General features: G+C 68.6%; 20 protein-coding genes. 5 read left to right on the forward strand and 15 right to left on the reverse strand.

The genetic code is table 11. The features are described 5' to 3' along the window. Nucleotides 1-52 precede the first annotated feature (52 nt). From OEJ37_RS03765 to OEJ37_RS03780, 4 genes are all read left to right on the forward strand, one after another. Nucleotides 53-1,339, forward strand: a complete 1,287-nt coding sequence (locus OEJ37_RS03765; protein ID WP_034179193.1) for an EAL domain-containing protein — start codon at nucleotides 53-55, stop codon at nucleotides 1,337-1,339. Nucleotides 1,340-1,504: 165 nt separating this feature from the next. After that, nucleotides 1,505-1,891, forward strand: coding sequence for a hypothetical protein (locus OEJ37_RS03770; protein ID WP_175919483.1), 387 nt, complete (start codon nucleotides 1,505-1,507; stop codon nucleotides 1,889-1,891). Next, nucleotides 1,888-2,292 (forward strand): hypothetical protein, encoded by a 405-nt coding sequence (locus OEJ37_RS03775; RefSeq protein WP_175919482.1) that lies wholly within the window; start codon nucleotides 1,888-1,890, stop codon nucleotides 2,290-2,292. The genes OEJ37_RS03770 and OEJ37_RS03775 overlap by 4 nt, the downstream gene beginning before the upstream one ends. A gap of 83 nt (nucleotides 2,293-2,375) precedes the next feature. Then, on the forward strand, nucleotides 2,376-3,104 hold the full coding sequence (locus OEJ37_RS03780; protein ID WP_175919481.1) for a copper homeostasis protein CutC: 729 nt from the start codon (nucleotides 2,376-2,378) through the stop codon (nucleotides 3,102-3,104). Between the two features lie 19 nt (nucleotides 3,105-3,123). Here OEJ37_RS03780 and OEJ37_RS03785 read toward each other — a convergent pair whose 3' ends face one another. From OEJ37_RS03785 to OEJ37_RS03810, 6 genes are all read right to left on the reverse strand, one after another. Further along, the gene (locus OEJ37_RS03785) at nucleotides 3,124-4,479 is read right to left on the reverse strand and encodes a purine-cytosine permease family protein (protein ID WP_175919480.1); all 1,356 of its coding nucleotides are present in this window, start codon (nucleotides 4,477-4,479) and stop codon (nucleotides 3,124-3,126) included. A gap of 238 nt (nucleotides 4,480-4,717) precedes the next feature. Then, nucleotides 4,718-5,713, reverse strand: a complete 996-nt coding sequence (locus OEJ37_RS03790; protein WP_174419934.1) for a biotin-dependent carboxyltransferase family protein — start codon at nucleotides 5,711-5,713, stop codon at nucleotides 4,718-4,720. Then, entirely contained in the window at nucleotides 5,703-6,578 is an 876-nt protein-coding gene (locus OEJ37_RS03795) for a 5-oxoprolinase subunit B family protein (RefSeq protein WP_174419933.1), read from the reverse strand. Before OEJ37_RS03795 ends, OEJ37_RS03790 begins: the two co-directional genes overlap by 11 nt. Beyond that, on the reverse strand, nucleotides 6,575-8,032 hold the full coding sequence (locus OEJ37_RS03800) for an acetyl-CoA carboxylase biotin carboxylase subunit (protein ID WP_263343247.1): 1,458 nt from the start codon (nucleotides 8,030-8,032) through the stop codon (nucleotides 6,575-6,577). The genes OEJ37_RS03795 and OEJ37_RS03800 overlap by 4 nt, the downstream gene beginning before the upstream one ends. A 4-nt stretch (nucleotides 8,033-8,036) precedes the next feature. Beyond that, nucleotides 8,037-8,279, reverse strand: a complete 243-nt coding sequence (locus tag OEJ37_RS03805; RefSeq protein ID WP_174419931.1) for an acetyl-CoA carboxylase — start codon at nucleotides 8,277-8,279, stop codon at nucleotides 8,037-8,039. Between the two features lie 21 nt (nucleotides 8,280-8,300). Then, nucleotides 8,301-9,083, reverse strand: coding sequence for a 5-oxoprolinase subunit PxpA (locus OEJ37_RS03810; protein WP_175919477.1), 783 nt, complete (start codon nucleotides 9,081-9,083; stop codon nucleotides 8,301-8,303). Nucleotides 9,084-9,341: 258 nt separating this feature from the next. On the opposite strand from OEJ37_RS03810, the gene OEJ37_RS03815 reads away from it, so the two are divergent. After that, nucleotides 9,342-10,259 (forward strand): LysR family transcriptional regulator, encoded by a 918-nt coding sequence (locus tag OEJ37_RS03815; RefSeq protein WP_175919476.1) that lies wholly within the window; start codon nucleotides 9,342-9,344, stop codon nucleotides 10,257-10,259. Between the two features lie 81 nt (nucleotides 10,260-10,340). Here OEJ37_RS03815 and bioB read toward each other — a convergent pair whose 3' ends face one another. The 9 genes from bioB to aceK all read right to left on the reverse strand — a co-directional run bounded on the left by bioB (nucleotide 10,341) and on the right by aceK (nucleotide 20,484). Beyond that, entirely contained in the window at nucleotides 10,341-11,360 is a 1,020-nt protein-coding gene (bioB, locus tag OEJ37_RS03820; protein ID WP_034179184.1) for a biotin synthase BioB, read from the reverse strand. Nucleotides 11,361-11,401: 41 nt separating this feature from the next. Next, nucleotides 11,402-12,121: a dethiobiotin synthase gene (bioD, locus tag OEJ37_RS03825; RefSeq protein ID WP_263343248.1), complete on the reverse strand. Its 720-nt coding sequence runs from the start codon at nucleotides 12,119-12,121 to the stop codon at nucleotides 11,402-11,404. After that, nucleotides 12,118-13,374: an 8-amino-7-oxononanoate synthase gene (bioF, locus tag OEJ37_RS03830; protein WP_411859235.1), complete on the reverse strand. Its 1,257-nt coding sequence runs from the start codon at nucleotides 13,372-13,374 to the stop codon at nucleotides 12,118-12,120. The genes bioD and bioF overlap by 4 nt, the downstream gene beginning before the upstream one ends. Then, entirely contained in the window at nucleotides 13,371-14,714 is a 1,344-nt protein-coding gene (gene bioA, locus OEJ37_RS03835; RefSeq protein WP_174419927.1) for an adenosylmethionine--8-amino-7-oxononanoate transaminase, read from the reverse strand. Before bioA ends, bioF begins: the two co-directional genes overlap by 4 nt. Nucleotides 14,715-15,212: 498 nt before the next feature. Further along, nucleotides 15,213-16,487 (reverse strand): dienelactone hydrolase family protein, encoded by a 1,275-nt coding sequence (locus OEJ37_RS03840; protein WP_152858603.1) that lies wholly within the window; start codon nucleotides 16,485-16,487, stop codon nucleotides 15,213-15,215. A gap of 107 nt (nucleotides 16,488-16,594) precedes the next feature. Beyond that, nucleotides 16,595-17,032, reverse strand: a complete 438-nt coding sequence (locus tag OEJ37_RS03845; protein ID WP_152858606.1) for a YchJ family protein — start codon at nucleotides 17,030-17,032, stop codon at nucleotides 16,595-16,597. 39 nt (nucleotides 17,033-17,071) lie between these two features. Continuing rightward, nucleotides 17,072-17,749, reverse strand: coding sequence for an SDR family oxidoreductase (locus OEJ37_RS03850; protein ID WP_152858608.1), 678 nt, complete (start codon nucleotides 17,747-17,749; stop codon nucleotides 17,072-17,074). A 93-nt stretch (nucleotides 17,750-17,842) separates the two neighbouring features. Further along, nucleotides 17,843-18,610 carry a carbonate dehydratase gene (gene can, locus OEJ37_RS03855; protein WP_034179177.1) on the reverse strand — a complete coding sequence of 256 codons (768 nt, stop codon included), beginning with the start codon at nucleotides 18,608-18,610 and terminating at the stop codon, nucleotides 17,843-17,845. 56 nt (nucleotides 18,611-18,666) lie between these two features. Then, nucleotides 18,667-20,484, reverse strand: coding sequence for a bifunctional isocitrate dehydrogenase kinase/phosphatase (aceK, locus tag OEJ37_RS03860; protein ID WP_174419925.1), 1,818 nt, complete (start codon nucleotides 20,482-20,484; stop codon nucleotides 18,667-18,669). Between the last annotated feature and the right edge of the window lie 248 nt (nucleotides 20,485-20,732).

The following is a 20,732-nucleotide window of genomic DNA, read 5'->3' on the forward strand; positions in this document are numbered from 1 at the left end:
CGCCGTCCGTTTCGTCGGTCGGCGCGTTCGAGTGCTTCACCAGGAGGAAGGCATGACGATCGTGCAACAGGAGCGTCCGGCCGCCGCGTCGCCGTACCGTTTCGAGCGGGAGATGAGCTCCGGCCTCGAACGTCTGGCAACGCAGCATCGCGACCTGACGCTCACGACCGTGTTCCAGCCGATATTCAGCCTGTCGCACCAGCGTGCGGTCGGCTACGAGGCGCTGTTGCGCGCGCACGATGCGCTCGACCGCCCCGTGTCGCCGCTCGACGTGTTCGGCGAAGCCGCGCGCCAGGGTGAACTGCTGCAGCTCGACCGGCTCGCGCAGGCGCTGCATCTCGAAAACTTCGCGCTGTTCGGCGCCGAGCGCGAGTGGCTGTTTCTCAACGTCCATCCGGGCGTGCTCACCGACCCGTTCCAGGCGGCCGCACTGCTCGCGAACCTGAAGCGGCTCGGCATGCCGCCGCGCCGTGTCGTGCTCGAAGTGCTCGAACAGCGTGCGGACGACGTCGAGCGGCTCGCCGAGGCCGTGCGCGAGTTCCGCACGCACGGCTTCCTGATCGCGCTCGACGATTTCGGCGCCGGCCATTCGAACCTCGAGCGGATCTGGCAACTGAACCCGGACATCGTGAAGCTCGACCGCATCATGCTGTCGCACGCGGCACACCGCACGGGGCTCACCGCGATCCTGCACGGGCTCGTGACGCTGCTGCACGAGGCCGGCAAGCTCGTGCTCGTCGAAGGGATCGAGACCGAGCACGAGGCGCAGATCGCGCTGTCGTGCGAGGCCGATTTCGTGCAGGGCTACTACTTCGGCCGCCCGGCTCCGGGGCTGCCCGACAGTGCGGCCGCGACGGCCTGCATCGGTGAGCTGACCGAGCGCTTTCGTCAGCAGACCGAAGCGCGCGAGCGGCGCGACGCACAGCGAATCGCGCCGTACCTGCGCGCGTTCGAGCGCGCGGCCGAACGTCTCGCGGCCGGCGAGACGCTCGACGAGGTGTGCTGGAACTTCCTCGCGCTCGATGCCGCCGCGCGCTGCTTCCTGCTCGACGCGCAGGGCCGGCAGTCGGGCCGCAACGTCGTGCTGCGCGCCGATCGCGCGCTGAGTGAGGCCCGCTTCTCGCCGCTGGCGGACGCGCAGGGCGCGAACTGGCTGCGCCGCCCGTATTTCCGCTCGGCGATCGCCGAGCCGGGGCGCGTGCAGGTCACGCGGCCGTACCTGTCGATCAACGAGGCGCAGCCGTGCGTGACGCTGTCGGTGGCCGTGCGCGTCGGCGATGCGCAGCGCGTGCTGTGCGGCGATATCGACTGGGTCGACGACGAAGCGGACGCCGGCTAGCGCCGCCTGCGGTGCTTGCGGCGATCCTGGCGACCGGGGCGCACCGGCGCCGGCCGGCCGTTGCATTCGCCGCACGCTTCCCCGAAAATGGCGCGATCGCGGCCGTCGTGACCGCGATCGCGCCGTCCCGGGGGCCACCATGGCGGCGAATAAAAGGACAACACAATGAAAAGACCGATTTCGCTGACCATCCTCGCGTGGATCATCATCGTGACCAACGCGATCACGTGCATCTATACGCCGTTCTCGATCGGCATGCCGACCACCCAGGCACTGCTGTCGCACTACCTGCTGCCCGTCTGGGCGACGCTCGGCATCAGCGTGATCATCGAAGCCGCGAACGTCGTGATCGGCATCGCGATCCTCAAGGGGCGCGAGTGGTCGCGCAAGGCGTATGTCGCGACGTCCGTGCTCGGCTTCGCGTTCTCGTTCGTCAACATGCCGGTATCGATGTTCGCGGTGCTGATTCCCGGCTTCCTGCTGTTCGCGCTGTTCGTCTACCTGCTGTTCCGGCGCCCCGCGACCGCGTATTTCCGCCAGGCACTCGCGTGAGCTTCGTGCGCAATGCGCTGGCGGTCGTGCTGTTCACGATCGCGGGCATGTGCGTGATTACCGCGCAGATGGGCGCGTTCATGCGGGTCGGCCATACGGGCGTGATGTCCGGATTCGTCGCCGCGCTGTTCGCGTTTTCGGCCGTGCTCTTCGCTGCGGGCGCGTTCGCCGGTGCATTCCGGCCGCGCGCGCGGGGTGCGGGCATTGCGCTGCTCATCGCGACCGCGACCACCGCGCTCGGGATGATGGGCTGGGCGTCGTTCCTGCTGGCACCCGGGATCGTCGACGTGATGCAGCAGCAGGGCGTGGACCTGAACGCGCGGATGTTCCGGGTCGCACCGGGCGCCGTGGTGACGGCCCTGTCCGCGCTGGCCGGCATGTGGCTCGTGCGGCGCGGCTGACTCTCGCGGTGCCCGGCCCGCTGGCGCCCGTCGCGCCGCTCGGCTAGGATGCGCGAATTGTCCTGACGAATCGCGAGCCGCCGATGAACCGAAACGCCGCTTCCTCCGTCCTCCTCGAAGTGATCGCCACGACTGTCGGCGATGCGAAGGCCGCCGCCCGCGCGGGCGCCGACCGCCTCGAACTCGTGACCGCGATCAGCGAAGGCGGGCTGACGCCGAGCGTCGGCCTGATCGAGGCCGTCGTGGCCGCCGTGTCGATTCCCGTCAACGTGATCGTGCGTCCGCACAGCCGGTCGTTCGTCTATGACGCCGACGATCTGCGCGTGATCGAACGCGACGTGCGCGCGGCCGTTGCGGCCGGCGCGAACGGCGTCGTGTTCGGCGCGCTCGATGCGCGCGGCGACGTCGATCTCGGCGCCCTGGCGCGCATCGCCGCCGCCGCGGATGGCCGCACGCTGACGTTCCACCGTGCATTTGACGTGTCGCGCGACCTCAACGCCGCGTTCGACGCGCTGCTGCGCGTGCCGGCCGTCACGTCGGTGCTGACGTCGGGCGGCCATCCGTCGGTGCTCGACGCGGCCGCGACGATTTCGCGGATGGTGCGGCAGGCCGAAGGATCGACGTGCACGGTGCTCGCCGGCTCGGGGCTCACGGTCGATGCGGTCGGCGATTTCGTCCGGGCCACCGGCGTGCGCGCGGTGCATTTCGGCTCGGGCGTGCGGCCGCGCGGCGAGGTGCTGGCACCCGTCGACGCACAGCTCGTCGAGCGGGTGCGCGCGGCGCTTGACGGCGCGGCGTCGCATATCGGGTGATACGCGGCGGCGCGCGCCGTTACGTATTGCGCACGAACCAGGTTCGTTTCGCAGTGCCCAGCAACGCGCGATAGACGGCCCACGACACGACGAAAGTCGCGGGTGCCGACAACGACGCGGCAAGCCCGGTCGCCTGGTTCAGCGCGAGTCCCGCGAACGCGCCGGCGAACCACGCGGTCAGCCCGCCGGGGTTGAACGTCGGCACATGCGCGTCGCGGCATTCGACGTCGTCGCCGACCAGCTGCCCGTAACGCGCCGACAGGATATGCGCGAGCGCGACGCCGACCCACGCGACGACGAAGATGCCCTGGTACGCGAGCGCCTGCAGGATCCGCGAGAAGATGTCGGCCATCATCAGCGCATAGACGACCGCGCCGACCACGAGCGCCCACACGAATTTCGGCGCGCGCAAGCCGGCCACTTTCAGGAAGAACGCCTGCATGTTGACCGTCGCGAGATAGTAGTTCGCGGTGTTGATGCGCGATTGCGTGACCCACACGAACAGCAGCCCCCACAGCCCCATCAGCTTCAGCAGCGCGAGCACGACCGACACTTCGGACAACGTGCCGAGCCCCGGAATCGTGCTGACGAGATAGATGCCGGCCGCACCGTTGACGAGGAACGTGACGAGATAGAACGGCATTCCGAAGTTGAAGCGGCCGTGATACCCCGCGTCTTCCTTGCGCCCGAAACGCGCATAGTCGAACGTGAACATCATCAGCACCCACACGCCCATGTAGTAGACGAAGCAGTGCCACCAGCCGCCGGCCGGCGTCGCGCCCGTCGGGCCGAAATCGAGCCACGCGGCGTTGTAGCCGTACTCGGCCGTCGCGAGCCCGAGCGCCGCGAGCAGCCCGAACAGGTAGAACGGCAGCAGCACGCCGTTGAACTTGTCGAGCCAGTGCTGCACGCTGCCGAACACGAGCGGCACGCTGTAGCAGACGACGATCAGCGCCGCCCACTTGTAGTCGAGCGCCGGAAATTGGTGATGCGCGGCGACCGCGATCACCGAGCCTTCGAACACCGCGTAGTAGATCGCCGTCGCGAAGAAGATCAGCGTCGCGAGCGCCGCGCCCGCGCTGCCGAACAGCACGCGCGAGAACAGCGCGACCGACAGGCCGGTGCGGATCGCATAGCGGCTGATGATCGAATTGACGATGCCGTACGACACCACCGACAGCGCCATCCCGATCAACGCGTTGCGCGCGCCGTAGGTGAGCGCGAGCGTCGCGCCGACGACGATGTAGAACACGGCGCTGCACACGGCCCACCACGCCATCGTCAGCGAAAAGGGCGGCATGCGCGCGTGATCGGGAATGGCGAGCGTCGACAGGTCGAGATCCTCGTCGGTGCGTGCCTGAGCCAGGTTGGCCATGATCGTGCTCCTCGATGAGCAAAACTGCGAACGACGTCTCGGCCGCGGCACATGCGATCCGCAGGGTTGCCCCGACGTCGGGCGGGCAACCGGTCCGGCAGAAAAAACGCGCAGGCGTCCCCGCCGCGCGGCGCGTGGCCGCGCGGGCGGGAAACGGACAGCGAAGCGCGGAAAGCGCGAAGCGGAGGCGGCGTGCAGCCGCACACGGCGCCCGGCGCGACGGCCGGGCGTGCGGCGCTCAGTCCTGCAGCACGGCGCGCAGCAGCGCGAGGCGCCGCTGGTACTCGCGGCGCGCAGCGAGCGCTTCGGCCATCGTCACGCGCACGAAGCGCGCACGGTGGTTCGGCTGCATCTGGCCGATCAGGTCCATGTCGGCGCTGATGACCGTGCCGATCGTCGCGTAGCCGCCACCCGACACCGCATCGCGATGCAGGATGATCGGCTCGAGCCCGGCCGGCACCTGGATCGAGCCGATCGGGTAGCACGCGTCGACGATGTTCGACGGATCGGCGCCCGCGCCGAACGGCTGCTCGCGCGGCCGGAACTGCAACGGGCGGCCGTTCTTGTAGCGGTAGCCGATGCGATCCGCTTCGGGCGCGACGGTCCACTCGTCGTCGAAGAACGTCTGCGCCGATGCGTCGGTGAGCCGGTAGTGGTACAGGCCCGGCAGCACGCGCAGCTCGACCTGGCTGTCGAGCGGCCGGCTCACGGAAGCCGGCAGTTCGAGCCCTTCGCGGTGCGTGCCGCGCACGGCGCCGATCGGCAGCCGGTCGCCTTTCTGCAGACGCCGGCCCGCATGACCGCCGATCGCGCCGAGCGTGTACGTCGAGCGGCTGCCGAGCACGACCGGCACGTCGATGCCGCCCGCGACGGCCAGGTACGCCCGCGCGCCGCCCTTCACGTAGTGGAACGACAGCACGCTGCCGGCGCGGATCCGCAGCGCGACGTTGCAGCGCTGCCCGACGCCGTCGATCTTCGGCGTCATCTCGGCACCCGTGACGGCGATCAGCGCGTCGACATGGAACATCAGCTCGGGGCCGAGCAGCGTGCATTCGAGCACGGCCGCCTGTTCGGGGTTGCCGACCAGCAGGTTCGCCGCGCGCGATGCGTACTGGTCGAGCGAGCCCGACGGCGGAATGCCGACGTGGTAGTAGCCTTGCCGGCCCGTGTCCTGGACCGATGTCGCGAGGCCGGGTTTCACGACCTCGATCACGTTGTGCGCGTCAGCTTGCATGCAGCACCTCGACGAGAGAGCGGTTATAGGCGTCGGGATCGCGCAGGAATGCGTCGAGCGAGAACTTCACGGGACGCACGCGCAGGGAGAAGGTGCCGGCTTCGACGGCCGCGACGGCGGCGTCGTACGCAGCGCGGTCGATCGGCGTGAACTTCACGATGTCGCCGGGCCGGAAGAACACCATGAAGTCGCGCAGGTAGTCGAGCCGCTGCGCGGGATCGAAGATCGGCGCGGGCGTCACGCCGAACATCTGGTAGCCGCCCGCGCCGCGCACCGAATAGATGCAGCCGAAACAGCCGCCGTGGCCGATGGTGAGCTTCGGCGTGTCGGTGCGCGGGCGCAGGTATTTCGGCACTTCGAGCTGGCGCGCGCGCTCGACCATCTGGTACATGAACGGCAGGCCCGCGACGAAGCCGACCATCGACACGAACCACGGCGAGCCCGAGTGCGCGGCGATGAATTCGTCGACGCTTCGCTTGCCGTTGATGCGTGCCGCGTATTCGAGATCGGTCGACGACGGATCCTGGTGGCGCTCGCGAAACCGCATCAGCGTTTCATGCGTCCACGGGTCGTTGTAGAGCACGGGTATCTCGACGATGCGCGTGTCGAGTTCGAGCGACGCTTCGCCGACGTCGGCCTCGACCGTCTTCAGCAGCGCGACGAGCGCGTCGGGATCGATCACGTCCGGGTCGTAGCGCACCTGGTACGACGCGTTCGCCGGACAGATTTCGGTGATGCCCGGCACCGCGCGCCGCTGCAACTCGCGCGTGATCGCCGTGCCCTTGAAGAACGCGTCGAGCGACATGGCTTCGCCGATCTCGACGAACACGAACTCGTCGCCGCCGAACGTATAACGGGTCGTCACAGGGCCTCCCCGACGCGCGCGGCGTCCTCGGTTGTTTGCTCGCGCGCGGCGGCCGTTGCGGCTTCGCGCCACTGCGGCATCCACGCTTCGAGAAAATTCGTGTGGTAGCGCCCGGCGCGCACGTCGTCGTCAGCGAGCAGCGCGACGTGCAGCGGCGCGGTGGTCTTCACGCCGCCGACGTGCAGTTCGCCGAGCGCGCGCGCGAGCCGTTGCAGCGCGGCCGGGCGGCTCTCGTCGTGCACGATCAGCTTCGCGAGCAGCGAATCGTAGAACGGCGGCACGACGTAGCCCGGATAGAGCAGCGAATCGACGCGCACGCCGGGGCCGGTCGGCCACACGAGTGCGTCGATCCGGCCGGGATTCGGGCGGAACTCCTGCAGCGGATCTTCCGCGTTGATCCGGCATTCGAGCGCCGCGCCGCGCATCGCGATGTCCTGCTGCGCGAAGCGCAGCGGTTCGCCGTCGGCGATGCGCAGCGTCTCGCGCACCAGATCGATGCCGGTGATCGCCTCGGTCACCGGATGCTCGACCTGGATGCGCGTGTTCATCTCGATGAAGTAGAACTCGCCGCGCGTTTCGTCGAACAGGTATTCGAGCGTGCCCGCGCTGCGATAGCCGACTTCGCGTGCGAGGCGCGTAGCCGACGCGCACAGCGCGTCGCGCTGCGCCGGTGCGAGCGACGGCGACGGCGCTTCCTCGAGAATCTTCTGGCGGCGACGCTGCAGCGAGCATTCGCGCTCGAACAGATGGACGACATCACGCCCGTCGCCGAGCACCTGTACCTCGATATGCCGGGCGCGCGCGATGAAGCGTTCGAGATAGACGCCGCCGTCGCCGAACGCGGCCTGCGCCTCGCGCTGCGCGAGCGGCAGTTCGGCGTCGAGCTGCGCGGCGTCGTGCGCGACGCGGATGCCGCGCCCGCCGCCGCCCGCGGCTGCCTTGATCATGATCGGGTAGCCGATGCGCGCGGCGACTTCCCGCGCGTCGTCGAGCGACTGCACGACGCCGTCGCTGCCGGGCACCGTCGGCACGTTTGCGCGCCGCGCGGTGTCGCGGGCGCGCGCCTTGTCGCCCATCGTCGCGATCACCTGCGAGGCCGGGCCGACGAAGATCAGGCCGGCCGCCTCGACCTGCGCCGCGAATGCGGCGTTCTCGGACAGGAAGCCGTAGCCCGGATGGATCGCGTCCGCGCCGCATTGCCGCGCGGCGTCGAGGATCGCGGCGGGATTCAGGTAGCTCTTTGCCGCATGCGACGAGCCGATGTGGATCGCTTCGTCGGCCATGCGCGCGGCGAGGCTGTCGCGATCCGCGTCGCTGACCACGGCCACCGCGCGCATGCCGAGCTCGCGCGCCGCGCGTATCACGCGCACCGCGATTTCGCCGCGGTTCGCGACCAGCACGGTACGAATTCGCGACGGGCGATAGAACGCGCCGGAGAAGGTTGCCGGATTCATCGCGTCACCCCTCGATCCGCATCAGCACCTGGCCCGCGTCGACCGGCTCGCCGTCGTCGACGAGCAGCTCGGCGACGCGGCCGGCGATGTCGGCTTCGATCTCCGTGAACTGCTTCATCACTTCGACGAGGCCGACGACGGCGCCGGCGGCGACCGCCGCATCGACCGCGACGTAGTAGTCCGCGTCGGGCGCCGGGCGTCGGTAGAAGGTGCCCGGCAGCGGGCTGACGATATCGTGCAATGCCATCGTGTGTCTCCTTGGATCGAATTAGTGACGAGCGGCGAGCGGCTGCGGGCCGGCGGTCCGGATGCCTTCGCGGACCAGCGCGTCGCGCGTTTCGCGCACGAGGTCGAGCGCGCCCGGCGTGTCGCTGTGGATGCAGACCGAATCGAAATCGATGTCGATGTGATCGCCGTCGATCGTGCGCACCTTGCCGTCGATGCAGGCGCGCAGCACCTTGTCGGCGACCTGGCGCGGGTCGAGACGCCCGACGCGGCGCGTGAACACGATCGAGCCGCTGCGGTCGTAGTCGCGATCCGCGTAAAACTCGCGGATCACCGGCTGACCGTATTCGGCGGCGACGCGGTAGGTGACGGACGCTTCCATGCAGTACAGCCACAGGCCGGGATCGACGCGCTGCAGCGTCTCGATCAGCAGCCGCGAGAACGCCTCGCTGGCCGCTGCGTGCATGTAGAGCGCGCCGTGCGGCTTCACGTGCTGCAGGCTCACGCCGTTCAGGCGCGCGAATTCGCGCAGCGCGCCGAGCTGGTACAGGATGTCGTTGACGAGCGCTTGCGGCGTTTCGGCGATCGTGCGGCGGCCGAAGCCGACGAGGTCGCGAAAGCCGGGATGCGCGCCGATGCCGACGCCGGCGTCGCGCGCGAGTTGCACCGTACGCGCCATGATGTTCGGATCGCCGGCATGAAAGCCGGTGGCGATGTTCGCCGAGCTGATGAGCGGCATGATCTGCTCGTCGACGCCGTCGCCGATCGTCCACGGGCCGAAGCCTTCGCCCATGTCGGAATTCAGGTCGACGCTGTGCTTCCTCATACGGTTCGTTCCTCCAGGTTCTCCGGTTCGCGTGCGCGGCGGCGCAGCGCGAAACCGTGTTGAACGGAGGTTAGCCGTGTGGGGTGCGTCAAAATAGTTCTATTTTTGTATGCGACGGTATCGATTTTTCAGATACCCCCCGGATCGACCGCACAGCGCCGCCGGAACTGGGCGCAGCATGCTTCGCCGGCGCGGGATTGGCGTCGGCGGAACGGTTGATATGATGTTTGTCGCGCCCTCATCGGTTTTCGACCACACATGGCCCTGACCCTCAGACAGCTCAAGTACTTCGTCGCGACCGCCGAGCTCGGACAGATTTCGCAGGCGGCGATCCAGCTCACCATCTCGCAGTCGGCCGTGACGAGCGCGATCAGGGAGCTGGAGGACAGTCTCGGCACGCAGCTGTTCCTGCGCACGTCGGCGGGCGTGACGCTGACCGACACCGGGCGGCGCTTTCTCAATCACGCGTACACGATCCTGTCGTCGGTCGACGAGGCGATGCGGATCCCGAATCTCGAAAGCACGTTGACGGGCACGCTCGCGATCGCCGCGAGCTATACGGTGCTGGGCTACTTCCTGCCGCATCACGTGCTGCGGCTGAACACGCTCTATCCGCGGCTGACGATCCACTTGCACGAGCTGAACCGCGAGTCGATCGAGGAGGGGTTGATCGCGGGCCGCTACGACATGGCCGTGCTGCTCACGTCGAACGTGTCGAACCCCGAGCTCGTGCTGGAGCCCGTGATCCATTCCGTGCGCAGGCTGTGGGTCGGCGCGCATCATCCGCTGCTCAGGCGCGAGAGCGTCACGTTCGCCGAGGTCGCGCGCGAGCCGTTCGTGATGCTGACGGTGGACGAGGCAGGACAGACGGCACTGCGCTACTGGAACGAGACGCCGTACCGGCCGAACGTGATCCTGCGCACGTCGTCGGTCGAGGCCGTGCGCAGCATGGTCGCGAACGGCAGCGGCGTCGCGATCCTGTCCGACATGGTGTATCGCCCGTGGTCGCTCGAGGGGCGGCGCATCGAGACGATCGTGCTGCGCGATCCGGTCCCGCCGATGAGCGTGGGCCTCGCGTGGCGCAAGAACATCGAGCTGAGCCCCGCGATGCACGCGGTGCGCGACTATTTCCGGCACACGTTCATGGAGCCGCGGGCGCTGGGTGGTGCAGTCTGAATCGCCGGTGCGGATGCGAAAAAGCCGGGGCATTCCCCGGCTTTTTCGTTCGCAGGTCCGGCCCGCCGGCCGCCGTTTCGCTTACGCGTTGTCCGACAGCGCGTCGGCCTGGCTCGCGCGGATGCCGAGGCGCTCGAACAGCGCGCGGTCGCGCTGCGTCTGCGGGTTGCTCGTCGTCAGCAGCTGGTCGCCGTAGAACATCGAGTTCGCGCCGGCGAGGAAGCACATCGCCTGCATCGCGTCGTCGAGCTGCTCGCGGCCGGCCGACAGGCGCACGACGGCCTTCGGCATGGTGATGCGCGCGACCGCGATCGTGCGCACGAATTCGAACGGGTCGAGCGGCGCGGTGCCTTCGAGCGGCGTGCCTTCGATCGCGACGAGGTTGTTGATCGGCACCGATTCCGGATACGGGTTCAGGTTCGCGAGCTGCGAGATCAGGCCCGCGCGCTCGCGGCGCGACTCGCCCATCCCGATGATGCCGCCGCAGCACACGTTGATGCCCGCGTCGCGCACGCGGTCGAGCGTGTCGAGGCGGTCCTGGTATGTGCGCGTCGAGATCACCTGGCCGTAGAACTCCGGCGACGTGTCGAGGTTGTGGTTGTAGTAGTCGAGGCCCGCGTCGGCGAGCTGCTGCGCCTGTTCGTCCTCGAGCATGCCGAGCGTCATGCAGGTTTCGAGGCCGAGTTCCTTCACGCCGCGCACCATCTCGGTCAGCGCCGGCATGTGGCGCTCCTTCGGGTTGCGCCACGCGGCGCCCATGCAGAAGCGGCTCGCGCCGTTCGCCTTCGCGGCGCGCGCGGCGTCGAGCACCGTGTCGACGTCCATCAGCTTCTCGGCCTTCAGGCCCGTGTCGTGATGCGACGACTGCGAGCAGTAGCCGCAATCTTCCTCGCAGCCGCCCGTCTTGATCGACAGCAGCGTCGACAGCTGCACCGCGTTGGCATCGAAGTGCTCGCGATGCACCTGCTGCGCGCGGAAGATCAGGTCGTTGAACGGCAGAGCGAACAGCGCGACGACGTCGGCGACGCGCCAGCGCTGCGGGGCCGGTGCGGCCACGGGAATCGCGTCGGGTTGCACGGCGGCGGTCTGGGCTTGGGTCATTTCGTTTTCCTGTCCTGGGCGGGATTGGGGGATCGGTTGGGTCAATGCTGCGCGGCGCGCAGCGACTCGACGAGCGCGGCGATGTCGAGCATCGCCGCGGCGGATTCGGGAGCGGCCGGGCTCAGGTGCGCGATGCGGCCGAGCAGCGGCGCGCGATGCTCGCGCGCGAGCCAGTCGCGGATCGTCGCGACGTTCTCGTCGGCGAACGACATGGCCGGGTCGACGTGGTTCGCGACCCAGCCCGCGAGCGTGAGGCCGCGTTGGCGAATCGCGTCGGCCGTCAGCAGCGCGTGGCTGATGCAGCCGAGCCGCACGCCGACCACCATCACGACCGGCAGGCCGAGCGCGACCGCGAGATCGGCTGTGTCCTGCGTGTCGTTCAGCGGCACGCGAAAGCCGCCGACGCCTTCGACGACGACGATGTCCGCGCGCGTCAGCGCTTCGCGGTGGCACGCGACGATCGTGTCGAGGTCGAGCGTCACGCCTTCCTGCGCGGCGACGATATGCGGCGCGGCCGGTGCTTTCAGCAGGAACGGCGTGCGCAGCTCGGGCGGCAGCACGACGTTCGCGGCCGCATCGAGCTGGTCGGCATCCTCGTTGCGCCAGATGCCGTCGCGCTCGTACGCGCCGGCCGCGACCGGCTTCAGCGCGGCCGCGCGCAGGCCGTGCCGCGCGAAGCCGTGCAGCATCGCGGCCGACACGAAGGTCTTGCCGATTTCGGTGTCGGTGCCGGTGACGAAAAGCGAGAGCGGGGCTGTCATGCTGCTGCCTCGCTGGCTTCGATCAATGCGGCTTCGAGCCGCGCGAGATCGTCGAACGAATGCGCGGCCGACAGCGACACGCGCAGTCGCGACGTGCCGACGGGTACCGTCGGCGGCCGGATCGCGGGCACCCACAGGCCGTGCGCGTCGAGCGCGCGCATCGCGGCGAGCGTCGCGTCGTTGCTGCCGATCACGAGCGGCTGCACGGCCGTGTGCGAATCGACGGGTTGCCAGCGCGTGTTGCGCAGCAGCGCGCGCGTGCGCTCGATCAGCGCGGCGAGATGCGCGCGGCGCGCGTCGCCTTCGTCGCCCGCGATCACCTTCAGGCTGGCCGATACCGCATGCGCGACGGCCGGCGGCGCGGCCGTCGTGAAGATGTAGCTGCGCGCGCGCTGGATCAGCCATTCGATCACGGTCTCGTGCGCGATGACGAACGCGCCCGCGACGCCGGCCGCCTTGCCGAGCGTGCCGACGTAGACGAGATTCGGCGAACGCAGCGCGGCGGCCGCGAGTGCGCCGCGGCCCTGCGGGCCGAGCACGCCGAAGCCGTGCGCGTCGTCGACGACGAGCCATGCGCGGTGGCGTTCGGCCAGCGCGACGAGTTCGGCGAGCGGCGCGACGTCGCCGTCCATGCTGAACACGGTGTCGCTGACGATCAGTTTCGTTTCGGCGTCCGATGCTTCGAGCAGCGCGGCGAGCGCGGCGGTGTCCGCATGCGGGTAGACCTGCACGTTCGCGCGCGACAGCCGCATGCCGTCGATCAGCGATGCGTGGTTCAGCGCGTCGGAGAAGATCGTCGCACCTTTGCCGGCGAGCGCGGTCATCGCGGCGAGGTTCGCCATGTAGCCGGTGCTGAAGTACAGCGCGCGCGGTGCGTCGGAGAAGCCGCCCGCGAAGCCCGCGAGTTCGTCCTCGAGCGTCGCGTGCGCGCGCGAATGGCCGCCGAGCAGGTGCGAGCCGCCGCTGCCGGAGCCGTAGCGCTGCGCGCCTTCGGCGAACGCGGCGACGAGCGCCGGGTGCGCGGCGAGGCCGAGGTAGTCGTTGCTCGCGAAACCGACGATCTCGCGGCCGTCGACGGTCATGCGCGCGTCGCACGCGGTGTCGGCGATGCGGCGCACGCGGCGCAGCCCTTGCGCGTCGAGATCGGCGAGGCCGCGCTGCAGCGTGTCGAGCAGGGGCGTCGTCGCTGCCTCCCGCCGGGCCGCCTCGCGCGACGGATCTGCTTCCGGGGGATGGGGGGGCTGTTTCGTCATGCAATCTCCGCGAGCGTTGCGTCGAGCGTGTCGCGCGTGCGCTGCGCGAGCCACGCGATGTCGTCGTCGCTCATCACGTACGGCGGCATCAGGTACACGGTCGTGCCGATCGGGCGCAGCAGCAGCTCGCGTTCGAGCGCGCGTTCGAAGAAGCGCCGCGAGAACCCGCGCGCCGCGTCGCCGTCGAGCGCGACGTCGAATGCGAACAGCGTGCCGCGTTCGCGCAGGTGGCGCACCTGCGGGTGTGCGTCGAGCGGTGCGAGCGCGGCGCGCATCGCGGCCGACTTGCGTGCGTTCTGCGCGAGCACGTCGTCGCGTGCGAACAGGTCGAGCGTCGCGACCGCCGCGCGGCATGCGAGCGGGTTGCCGGTGTACGAATGCGAGTGCAGGAAGCCGCGCGTCGTGTCGTCGTCGTAGAACGCCGCGAACACGTCGTCGCGCGTGAGCACGAGCGACAGCGGCAGGTAGCCGCCGCTGATCCCTTTCGACAGGCACATGAAATCGGGCCACACGCCGGCCTGCTCGCACGCGAAGAAGGTGCCGGTGCGGCCGCAGCCGACCGCGATCTCGTCGGCGATCAGGTGCACGCCGAATTCGTCGCACAGCGCGCGCAGCCCGCGCACGTACGACGGATCGTGCATCGCCATGCCGGCCGCGCACTGCACGAGCGGCTCGACGATCAGCGCGGCGATCCGGTCGCCGCGTTCGACGAACAGGCGCCGCACGTCCGCGAGCGCGCGGCCCGCGACATCGGCGGCCGTCTCGCCCGGCAGCGCGCCGCGCGCATCGGGCGACGCGACGACGTGCGCATGGCGGATCAGCGGGTCGTACGCATCCTTGAACAGCGCGACGTCGGTCACGCCGAGCGCGCCGATCGTCTCGCCGTGATAGCTGTTCGCGACGCAGACGAATTCCTGCTTGTTCGCGCGGCCAAGGTTGCGCCACGCGTGGAAGCTCATCTTCAGCGCGATCTCGACGGCCGATGCGCCGTCCGACGCGAAGAACGCATGGCCGAGCGTGCGCGCGGTGAGCGCGTGCAGCCGCTCGGCGAGCTCGATTGCGGGCTCGTGCGTGCAGCCGGCGAGCATCGCGTGCTCGAGCGTGTCGAGCTGGTCCTTCAGCGCCGCGTTGATGTCCGGGTTCGCATGTCCGAACAGGTTGACCCACCACGAGCTGATTGCGTCGAAGTAGCGACGGCCTTCGCGGTCGTACAGCCACACGCCCGCGCCGCGCGCGACCGGGATCAGCGGCAGGCGCTCGTGGTGCTTCATCTGGGTGCAGGGATGCCAGACCGCGCGCAGGCTGCGCGCGACCCAGTCGTCGGTGGCTGGCGTACTCAAGGCAACTCCGAAGGGTAAAACGGCCGCGCGGCATCGACGGGATGCCGCGCGGCAGATTCCAAAACGCGCTGAGATTAGCGTGTTCCGCGACACGTTGCACTAGCGGTTACAAACGTCGCAAAGCCTTGCTGGGTGGGAGTTCGGCGCAGATCGGAGCGGCTCGGAACGGTACGGTTCAGATGCGCCGAAATGAGCGCAGATGACGACGTTCGAGTGAGCCCCCCCGACAGAAAAAATCGCGGGGCGGCGCGCGGCGCGATCGCGAAAAATCAGGGATCGAAGGGGCGCGGCGAAGCGGGCGACGCCACGCCACGCGCGAAAGGCGGCGGCCGAATGGTCTGCGGAATCCGGAGTGAGAGCGGGCCGCGAGGGCGGCAGGCGATGGCGTGGTGGCGCGAGCGCGCGTATGCGACGACACGCGATGCGATCGCGCACGGAAGAATGACGCGGGAGGCAGGAACGGAAGCGAAAAAGGCGCGGCGGGCGGCCCGCCGCGCGTCAGCGCGAAGCCAGCGCGTGCGTATCGGTGTCGCGCGTGTTGCCGTCGCCGTTGTCGGCCGTCTGCGTCGTGTTCGCGTTCCACACGACGCGGTCGTTGACCGCATACAGCCGGCACGCGCCCGCGCCCTGTTTCGCGCAGTTGTCGAGCGCGAGCGCCATCGGGTCGTCGCCGCCTTCGGCCCACGACCACGCGCCTTCCGACGACACCGCGAACGCGCGGCTTGGATGCTGGTTCAGGAAGCGGCGATAGCCTTCGCGGCCGGCTTCGTCGACGTAAGGCACCGCGTTGACCGCGTCGATGGCCGCATAGCCGGTGGCCTTCGGTTCGTGCGGGTTCGCGACCGCATAGCGCACCGAGGTCGGCAGGTTCAGTTTCTCGAGGAACGCGTTGACGGCCGGCCACCAGACCGGCACGCCGTCGCGATCGACGATCAGCCGGTGCGCGTCGTCCTTGTAGCGCCCGAAATCGATGAACTGGGCCTGCGTGCCGTGCGACACGTACGCGTCGTGCATTTGCGCGACGAGCGCGGGCGTCCACACCGAATCGTTGTCGCCGTACAGCCAGAGCGACCGCACGGCCGTGTGCGCGCCGTACTGGTCGAATGCATCGACGAGGTTACGCTGCCAGCCGTCGCACAGGTCCTGGCGCAGCCCGCCGGAGAAGTTGATGATGCCGCGCACGCCCGGTGCGGCTTCGGTGCCGTACGCGACCGACGCGAGGCCGCCGTGCGACGTGCCGGCGACGACGATGCGCGACGCATCGACATACGACTGGCGCGACATGTAGCGCACCGTCGCGTCGACGTCGGCCGCCTGGGCGAGACCGTTCTTGCCGACGTTGCAGCCTTCCTGCTGGTAGGTGCCGCCCGAACCGGCGAAGCCCTGGCGGTTCGGCGCGATCACCGCATAGCCGCGGCGCACGAATTCGCGCGCGAACGCAAGCGGCCGGCTGCGCGGCTGCAGATGGAGATCGCCGGTGTTCTTGCCGTGGTTGAAGACGACGAGCGGGAACGGGCCGGGGCCGTCCGGCTTGAAGAGTGTCGCCTCGAGCGTGACGGAGCCCGAAGCATCGGCCGGAATGCGGAGGATTTGTTCGTTGAGGTCGGCCGTGACCTGCGGCAGGTTCGCGCCGCCGTAATCGAAGCGCTCGGCGTGGGCGAGCGACCCGCTGGCGGTGCCGGCACCCGTGTTTGCGTTCGGCAGCGCACCGGCCTGAGCGGCCGACAGCGCACCGGCCGCCATCCATCCCACCAATACCTTGCTGAACGCCATTCGTAAGCCCTGCCATGCAACATGACCAATCTGACGGCCATCGTAGCCTGACAAAATCGGGTTGTGCAATGCGGGAATTACCCGGCGTCTGACACAGCAACTATTTGTCAGCGCTCACTTACTTCGCCGTCGACATAGCGCCAGAAACCGTGCTCGTCGCGCTCGAAACGGCTCGTCTCGTGGAGCCGGTAAGCGCGTCCGCCAACCTTGTAGCGGGCCACGAATTCGACCTCCGCGTGCCGTTCGTCGAGCGGCACATGGCGTTTCACCGCGAGGCCGAGCCAGCGCGGCGCGTCGGGTGCATCGGGGTCGGTGTCGAGATCGGGCGGGCAGGTGCGCGCGGCCCACGTCGCGCGCAGGTAGCCGGTTGCGCCGAGCACGTATGCGCTGTACCGCGAACGCATCAATTCGAGCGCGCTCGGCGCGGCTTCGCCGCCGTCGATGAAGCGGCCGCAGCAGGCCGCGTAGCGCGGGGCCGGCGCTTTGCCGGCGGGAGCAGGGGATGCGCCGCCGCACGGGCACGCGTCAGGTCGGTTCAAAATCATGCGAAACGGGAATTAACGACGCTCGGTTGTGACCGCGGCTCACCAGCTCAGCTCGATGCCGTCGTACTGGAAGAAGCGGCCGTTTGCCTGCGACACGTCCGCACCGGCTTCGGCGATCACGCGGCGCATGCCGGTCACGCTGGTTTCCGGATCGATCGCGGCCTGCGCGCCGCCCATGTCGGTACGCACCCAGCCGGGATGCAGCGAGATGCACGCCGCATGGCGCGTCTGCAGCGACGCGATGCGCAGCGCGTCGTTCAGCGCGGCCTTGCTCGCGCGGTACAGCCAGCCGGTCGTGCCGGTCGCCTCGGCGATGCTGCCCATCCGGCTCGACACGACGGCCAGCACGCCGCGCGCATCCTCGACGAGCGGCAGCAGGATCGGCAGCAACTGCATCGGCCCGCGCACGTTCGTGTGCATCACCGCGTCGAAATCCTCGGCGGTGATCGTCTCGACGCCTTCGGTGCGCGGCCCGTAGACGCCCGACACGAGCACGGCCGCATCGAGCCGCTCGCCGTCGAGCTTCCAGCCGAGCGCCGCGATCTGCTCGGGCTGCGCGATGTCGAGCGCATGCGCCTGCGCGCCGAGCGCGCGCAGCGCGGCGAGCGACGCGTCGTCGCGTGCGGTGGCGATCACGTTCCAGCCGTCGCGCCGGTATTGACGGACGAATTCGCGGCCGAGGCCGCGTGATGCGCCGACGATCAGTACGGTTTTCATGTTCGCCGCTCCTTTGCAGTGCCGTGGTGACGGCGTCAGGTCAGTTCGATGCAGGTTGCCGTTGCGTCGTCGCCGCCGCCGCGGAACGCGTGCTTACTCCGCGTCCGTGCAAGGCTTCAGCGTATCGACCACCGCCTGCGCGACTTCGTTCATTTGCGCGGCATCGGCGGCGACCATGTCGTTGTCGGGCGCATGCTGGCCGCCCGCGGTCAGCGCGGCGACGCAGCGCTTGTAGGTTTCGTCGAGCGCTTCGAAGTTCGACACGGCCATCCCGAGGTTGCGCATCCGGCCGTCGTGCACGCCGTACACGAGCCCGTGCACGGTGAGCGACTGGCCGCGTGCCCATGCGTCGTTGACGATCGTCGTGCGGCACACGTTGACGACCTGCTCGATCGCGTTCAGCTCGATCAGGCGGCGATAGCGCGCTTCGCCCACCGGCCATTCGTCGAGCAGCGCCGCGTGGCGCTCGCGCACGTCCTGCACGTGATGCAGCCAGTTGTCCGCGAGGCCGACGCGGCGGTTGTGCAGCGCCGCGTTCACGCCCGAGCAGCCGTAGTGGCCGACGACCATGATGTGTTTCACGCGCAGGATGTCGACCGCGAACTGGATCACCGACAGGCAGTTCAGGTCGCTGTGCACGACGACGTTCGCGATGTTGCGGTGGACGAACACTTCGCCCGGCGGCAGGCCGATGATCTGGTTCGCGGGCACGCGCGAATCCGAGCAGCCGATCCACAGATACTCCGGCGCCTGCTGGTCGGCGAGGCGCGTGAAGAACTCGGGATCGTCGGCGAGCTTGCGCCTGACCCAGGCGTCGTTGTTGTCGAACAGGTGCGAGAGCGGGTTGACTGGGGTGTTCATCGGTGTGGATTCCGTTTTCGGAACTCGGGTCGATATCGGGTTCGGTATAACCGGCGTCAGGCGGCGCGCTGCGCGTCGCCTTCACCGTCGTTCTGGTCCGCCGCGCCGAAGCGCTCCGGGTAGCGCACGCAAAAGCGCAGCGCGACGTCGTACGGATGAAAATCGGGCAATTCGCCCTGCAGCAGCTTGTCCTTGCTCGTCTGCCACAGCACGGGATCGAAAAAGTCCGCGTGATGCTTCATGAATACGTCCCGCACGCGCGGGTCGCCGAGCAGGAACGGCCCGTAGGTCTCCGGAAAGATGTCGTGCGGGCCGACGGTATACCACGGTTCGCCGGACAGCTCGTCTTCCTCGTTGCGCGGCGCCGGCACGCGGCGCACGTTGCAGTCGGTCAGGTACTCGATCTCGTCGTAGTCGTAGAACACGACGCGGCCGTGGCGCGTGACGCCGAAGTTCTTGTACAGCATGTCGCCGGGGAAGATGTTCGCCTTCATCAGCTCCTTCACCGCGTTGCCGTACTCCTTCACGCCGTGCTCGATGTCCGCGTCGGTGCCGTTCTGCAGGTACAGGTTCAGCGGCGTCATCCGGCGCTCGATGTACAGGTGCTTGATCACGAGGTTGTCGTCCTCGTATTCGAGCAGCGACGGCACTTCCTTCTCGAGCTCGCGCACGAGCGCATGGTCGAGCCGCGCGAGCGGCAGCGCGACGCTCGAATACTCGAGCGTGTCGGCCATCCGCCCGAGGCGGTCGTGGCGCTTCACGAGCTGGTACTTCTCCATGATCTGCGCGCGCGTCGTTTCCTTCGGCGGCGGGAAGTGATCCTTGATGATCTTGAACACGTACGGGAACGACGGCAGTGTGAACACGAGCATCACGAGGCCCTTGATCCCGGGCGCGACGATGAAGCGGTCGCTCGAGTGCGACAGGTGGTGCAGCAGGTCGCGGTAGAACAGGTTCTTGCCCTGCTTCTGCAGGCCGACCGACGTGTAGATCTCCGCCTTCGGCTTGCCGGGCATGATCGTGCACAGGAAGTCGACATACGCGGACGGCACGCCCATGTCGACCAGGAAATACGAGTGCGAGAAGCTGAAGATGATCTGCAGCAGGTCGCGGCGCAGCAGCACGGTGTCGAGCGCGAGCAGGCCCGGGCGCACGTGGCGGATCGGCACCGCGAACGGCAGCACGCGGTCGGCATTGATGATGCGGCCGACGATGTACGCGCTCTTGTTGCGGAAGAACAGCGACGACAGCACGTGGATCTGGAAATTCGGCGCTTCGTCGAAGTGGCCGAACTCGTCGTGGATCGCCTGCATCACGCACGCGATGTCGCGCGAGAGATCCTCGAACGGCGGGTCGAGCTGGAAGTTCGTGACGATGCGTTCGAGCGTGACTGCGAGCCCGTCGGTGCCCGGGTAATACGCGCGGTAGGTCGGTTTCGCGGCCGGCTCGTCGTTCTCGAGATACTCGGTCGAGATCGCCGGGCGCACGAAGATGAAGTCGTTGCTGAAATACGAGCGGTGCAGGATCTTGCAGCACACCGAATTGAAGAACGTCTCCGCGCACTCGGGCTGGCGGTGCGACGTGAGCAGGCCGATGTAGTGCAGCTTGATCTGCTGCCAGACCTCGTCGTCGATGTTCTCCGCGTCGTATTCGTCTTCCAGCACCTCGACGCACTCCTGCACGCGATCGTCGTACGACGTGATCCGTTCGCGTGCGAGCCGCTGCAGCCCGTGCCAGTCGGCGCGCTCGTACAGCGTCTTCGCCTCGACGGCCGCTTCGCGGAAGATCCGGTAGTGGCGGTCGAAGTTTTCGAGCATCGTCTGCGCGACGTCGAAACCGATCTGTGACGACAGCAGTTTGGGGAAGTGATTCATTGCGTGCAGGCTCGTTCAGGAGGGGCTGTAAGCACTCGCCATTTTAGCGCCCAAGCGGGCGGATCAAAGACTTTGCGGCGACGCGTGGCCGGCCGGCCACGCGTCGGGTTATCCGTCGTTGGGCGCAGTTCGGTGCATCTTCGCGTAAAGATACGGGTACGGAACCGATTCTGACACGAACTTTTTTAGCGGGCCGGCGGCGGCCGGGCACGCGTTTCGCGCGACGGCGATAGAATCGACGCACCGCC

It is taken from the genome of Burkholderia sp. BKH01, from assembly GCF_025685725.1.
GTDB classification, from domain to species: domain Bacteria; phylum Pseudomonadota; class Gammaproteobacteria; order Burkholderiales; family Burkholderiaceae; genus Burkholderia; species Burkholderia pyrrocinia_C.

Bases quoted from the DNA above. Each gene is read 5' to 3' on its own strand.
- OEJ37_RS03810 (WP_175919477.1), bottom strand. From the start codon at position 9,083: ATGAGGAAGCACAGCGTCGACCTGAATTCCGACATGGGCGAAGGCTTC.
- OEJ37_RS03765 (WP_034179193.1), top strand. From the start codon at position 53: ATGACGATCGTGCAACAGGAGCGTCCGGCCGCCGCGTCGCCGTACCGT.
- OEJ37_RS03840 (WP_152858603.1), bottom strand. From the start codon at position 16,487: ATGGCGTTCAGCAAGGTATTGGTGGGATGGATGGCGGCCGGTGCGCTG.
- bioF (WP_411859235.1), bottom strand. From the start codon at position 13,374: ATGACGAAACAGCCCCCCCATCCCCCGGAAGCAGATCCGTCGCGCGAG.
- OEJ37_RS03805 (WP_174419931.1), bottom strand. From the start codon at position 8,279: ATGGCATTGCACGATATCGTCAGCCCGCTGCCGGGCACCTTCTACCGA.
- OEJ37_RS03800 (WP_263343247.1), bottom strand. From the start codon at position 8,032: ATGAATCCGGCAACCTTCTCCGGCGCGTTCTATCGCCCGTCGCGAATT.
- OEJ37_RS03850 (WP_152858608.1), bottom strand. From the start codon at position 17,749: ATGAAAACCGTACTGATCGTCGGCGCATCACGCGGCCTCGGCCGCGAA.
- OEJ37_RS03780 (WP_175919481.1), top strand. From the start codon at position 2,376: ATGAACCGAAACGCCGCTTCCTCCGTCCTCCTCGAAGTGATCGCCACG.
- can (WP_034179177.1), bottom strand. From the start codon at position 18,610: ATGAACACCCCAGTCAACCCGCTCTCGCACCTGTTCGACAACAACGAC.
- aceK (WP_174419925.1), bottom strand. From the start codon at position 20,484: ATGAATCACTTCCCCAAACTGCTGTCGTCACAGATCGGTTTCGACGTC.
- OEJ37_RS03845 (WP_152858606.1), bottom strand. From the start codon at position 17,032: ATGATTTTGAACCGACCTGACGCGTGCCCGTGCGGCGGCGCATCCCCT.
- OEJ37_RS03785 (WP_175919480.1), bottom strand. From the start codon at position 4,479: ATGGCCAACCTGGCTCAGGCACGCACCGACGAGGATCTCGACCTGTCG.
- OEJ37_RS03790 (WP_174419934.1), bottom strand. From the start codon at position 5,713: ATGCAAGCTGACGCGCACAACGTGATCGAGGTCGTGAAACCCGGCCTC.
- bioB (WP_034179184.1), bottom strand. From the start codon at position 11,360: ATGACCCAAGCCCAGACCGCCGCCGTGCAACCCGACGCGATTCCCGTG.
- OEJ37_RS03815 (WP_175919476.1), top strand. From the start codon at position 9,342: ATGGCCCTGACCCTCAGACAGCTCAAGTACTTCGTCGCGACCGCCGAG.
- OEJ37_RS03770 (WP_175919483.1), top strand. From the start codon at position 1,505: ATGAAAAGACCGATTTCGCTGACCATCCTCGCGTGGATCATCATCGTG.
- bioD (WP_263343248.1), bottom strand. From the start codon at position 12,121: ATGACAGCCCCGCTCTCGCTTTTCGTCACCGGCACCGACACCGAAATC.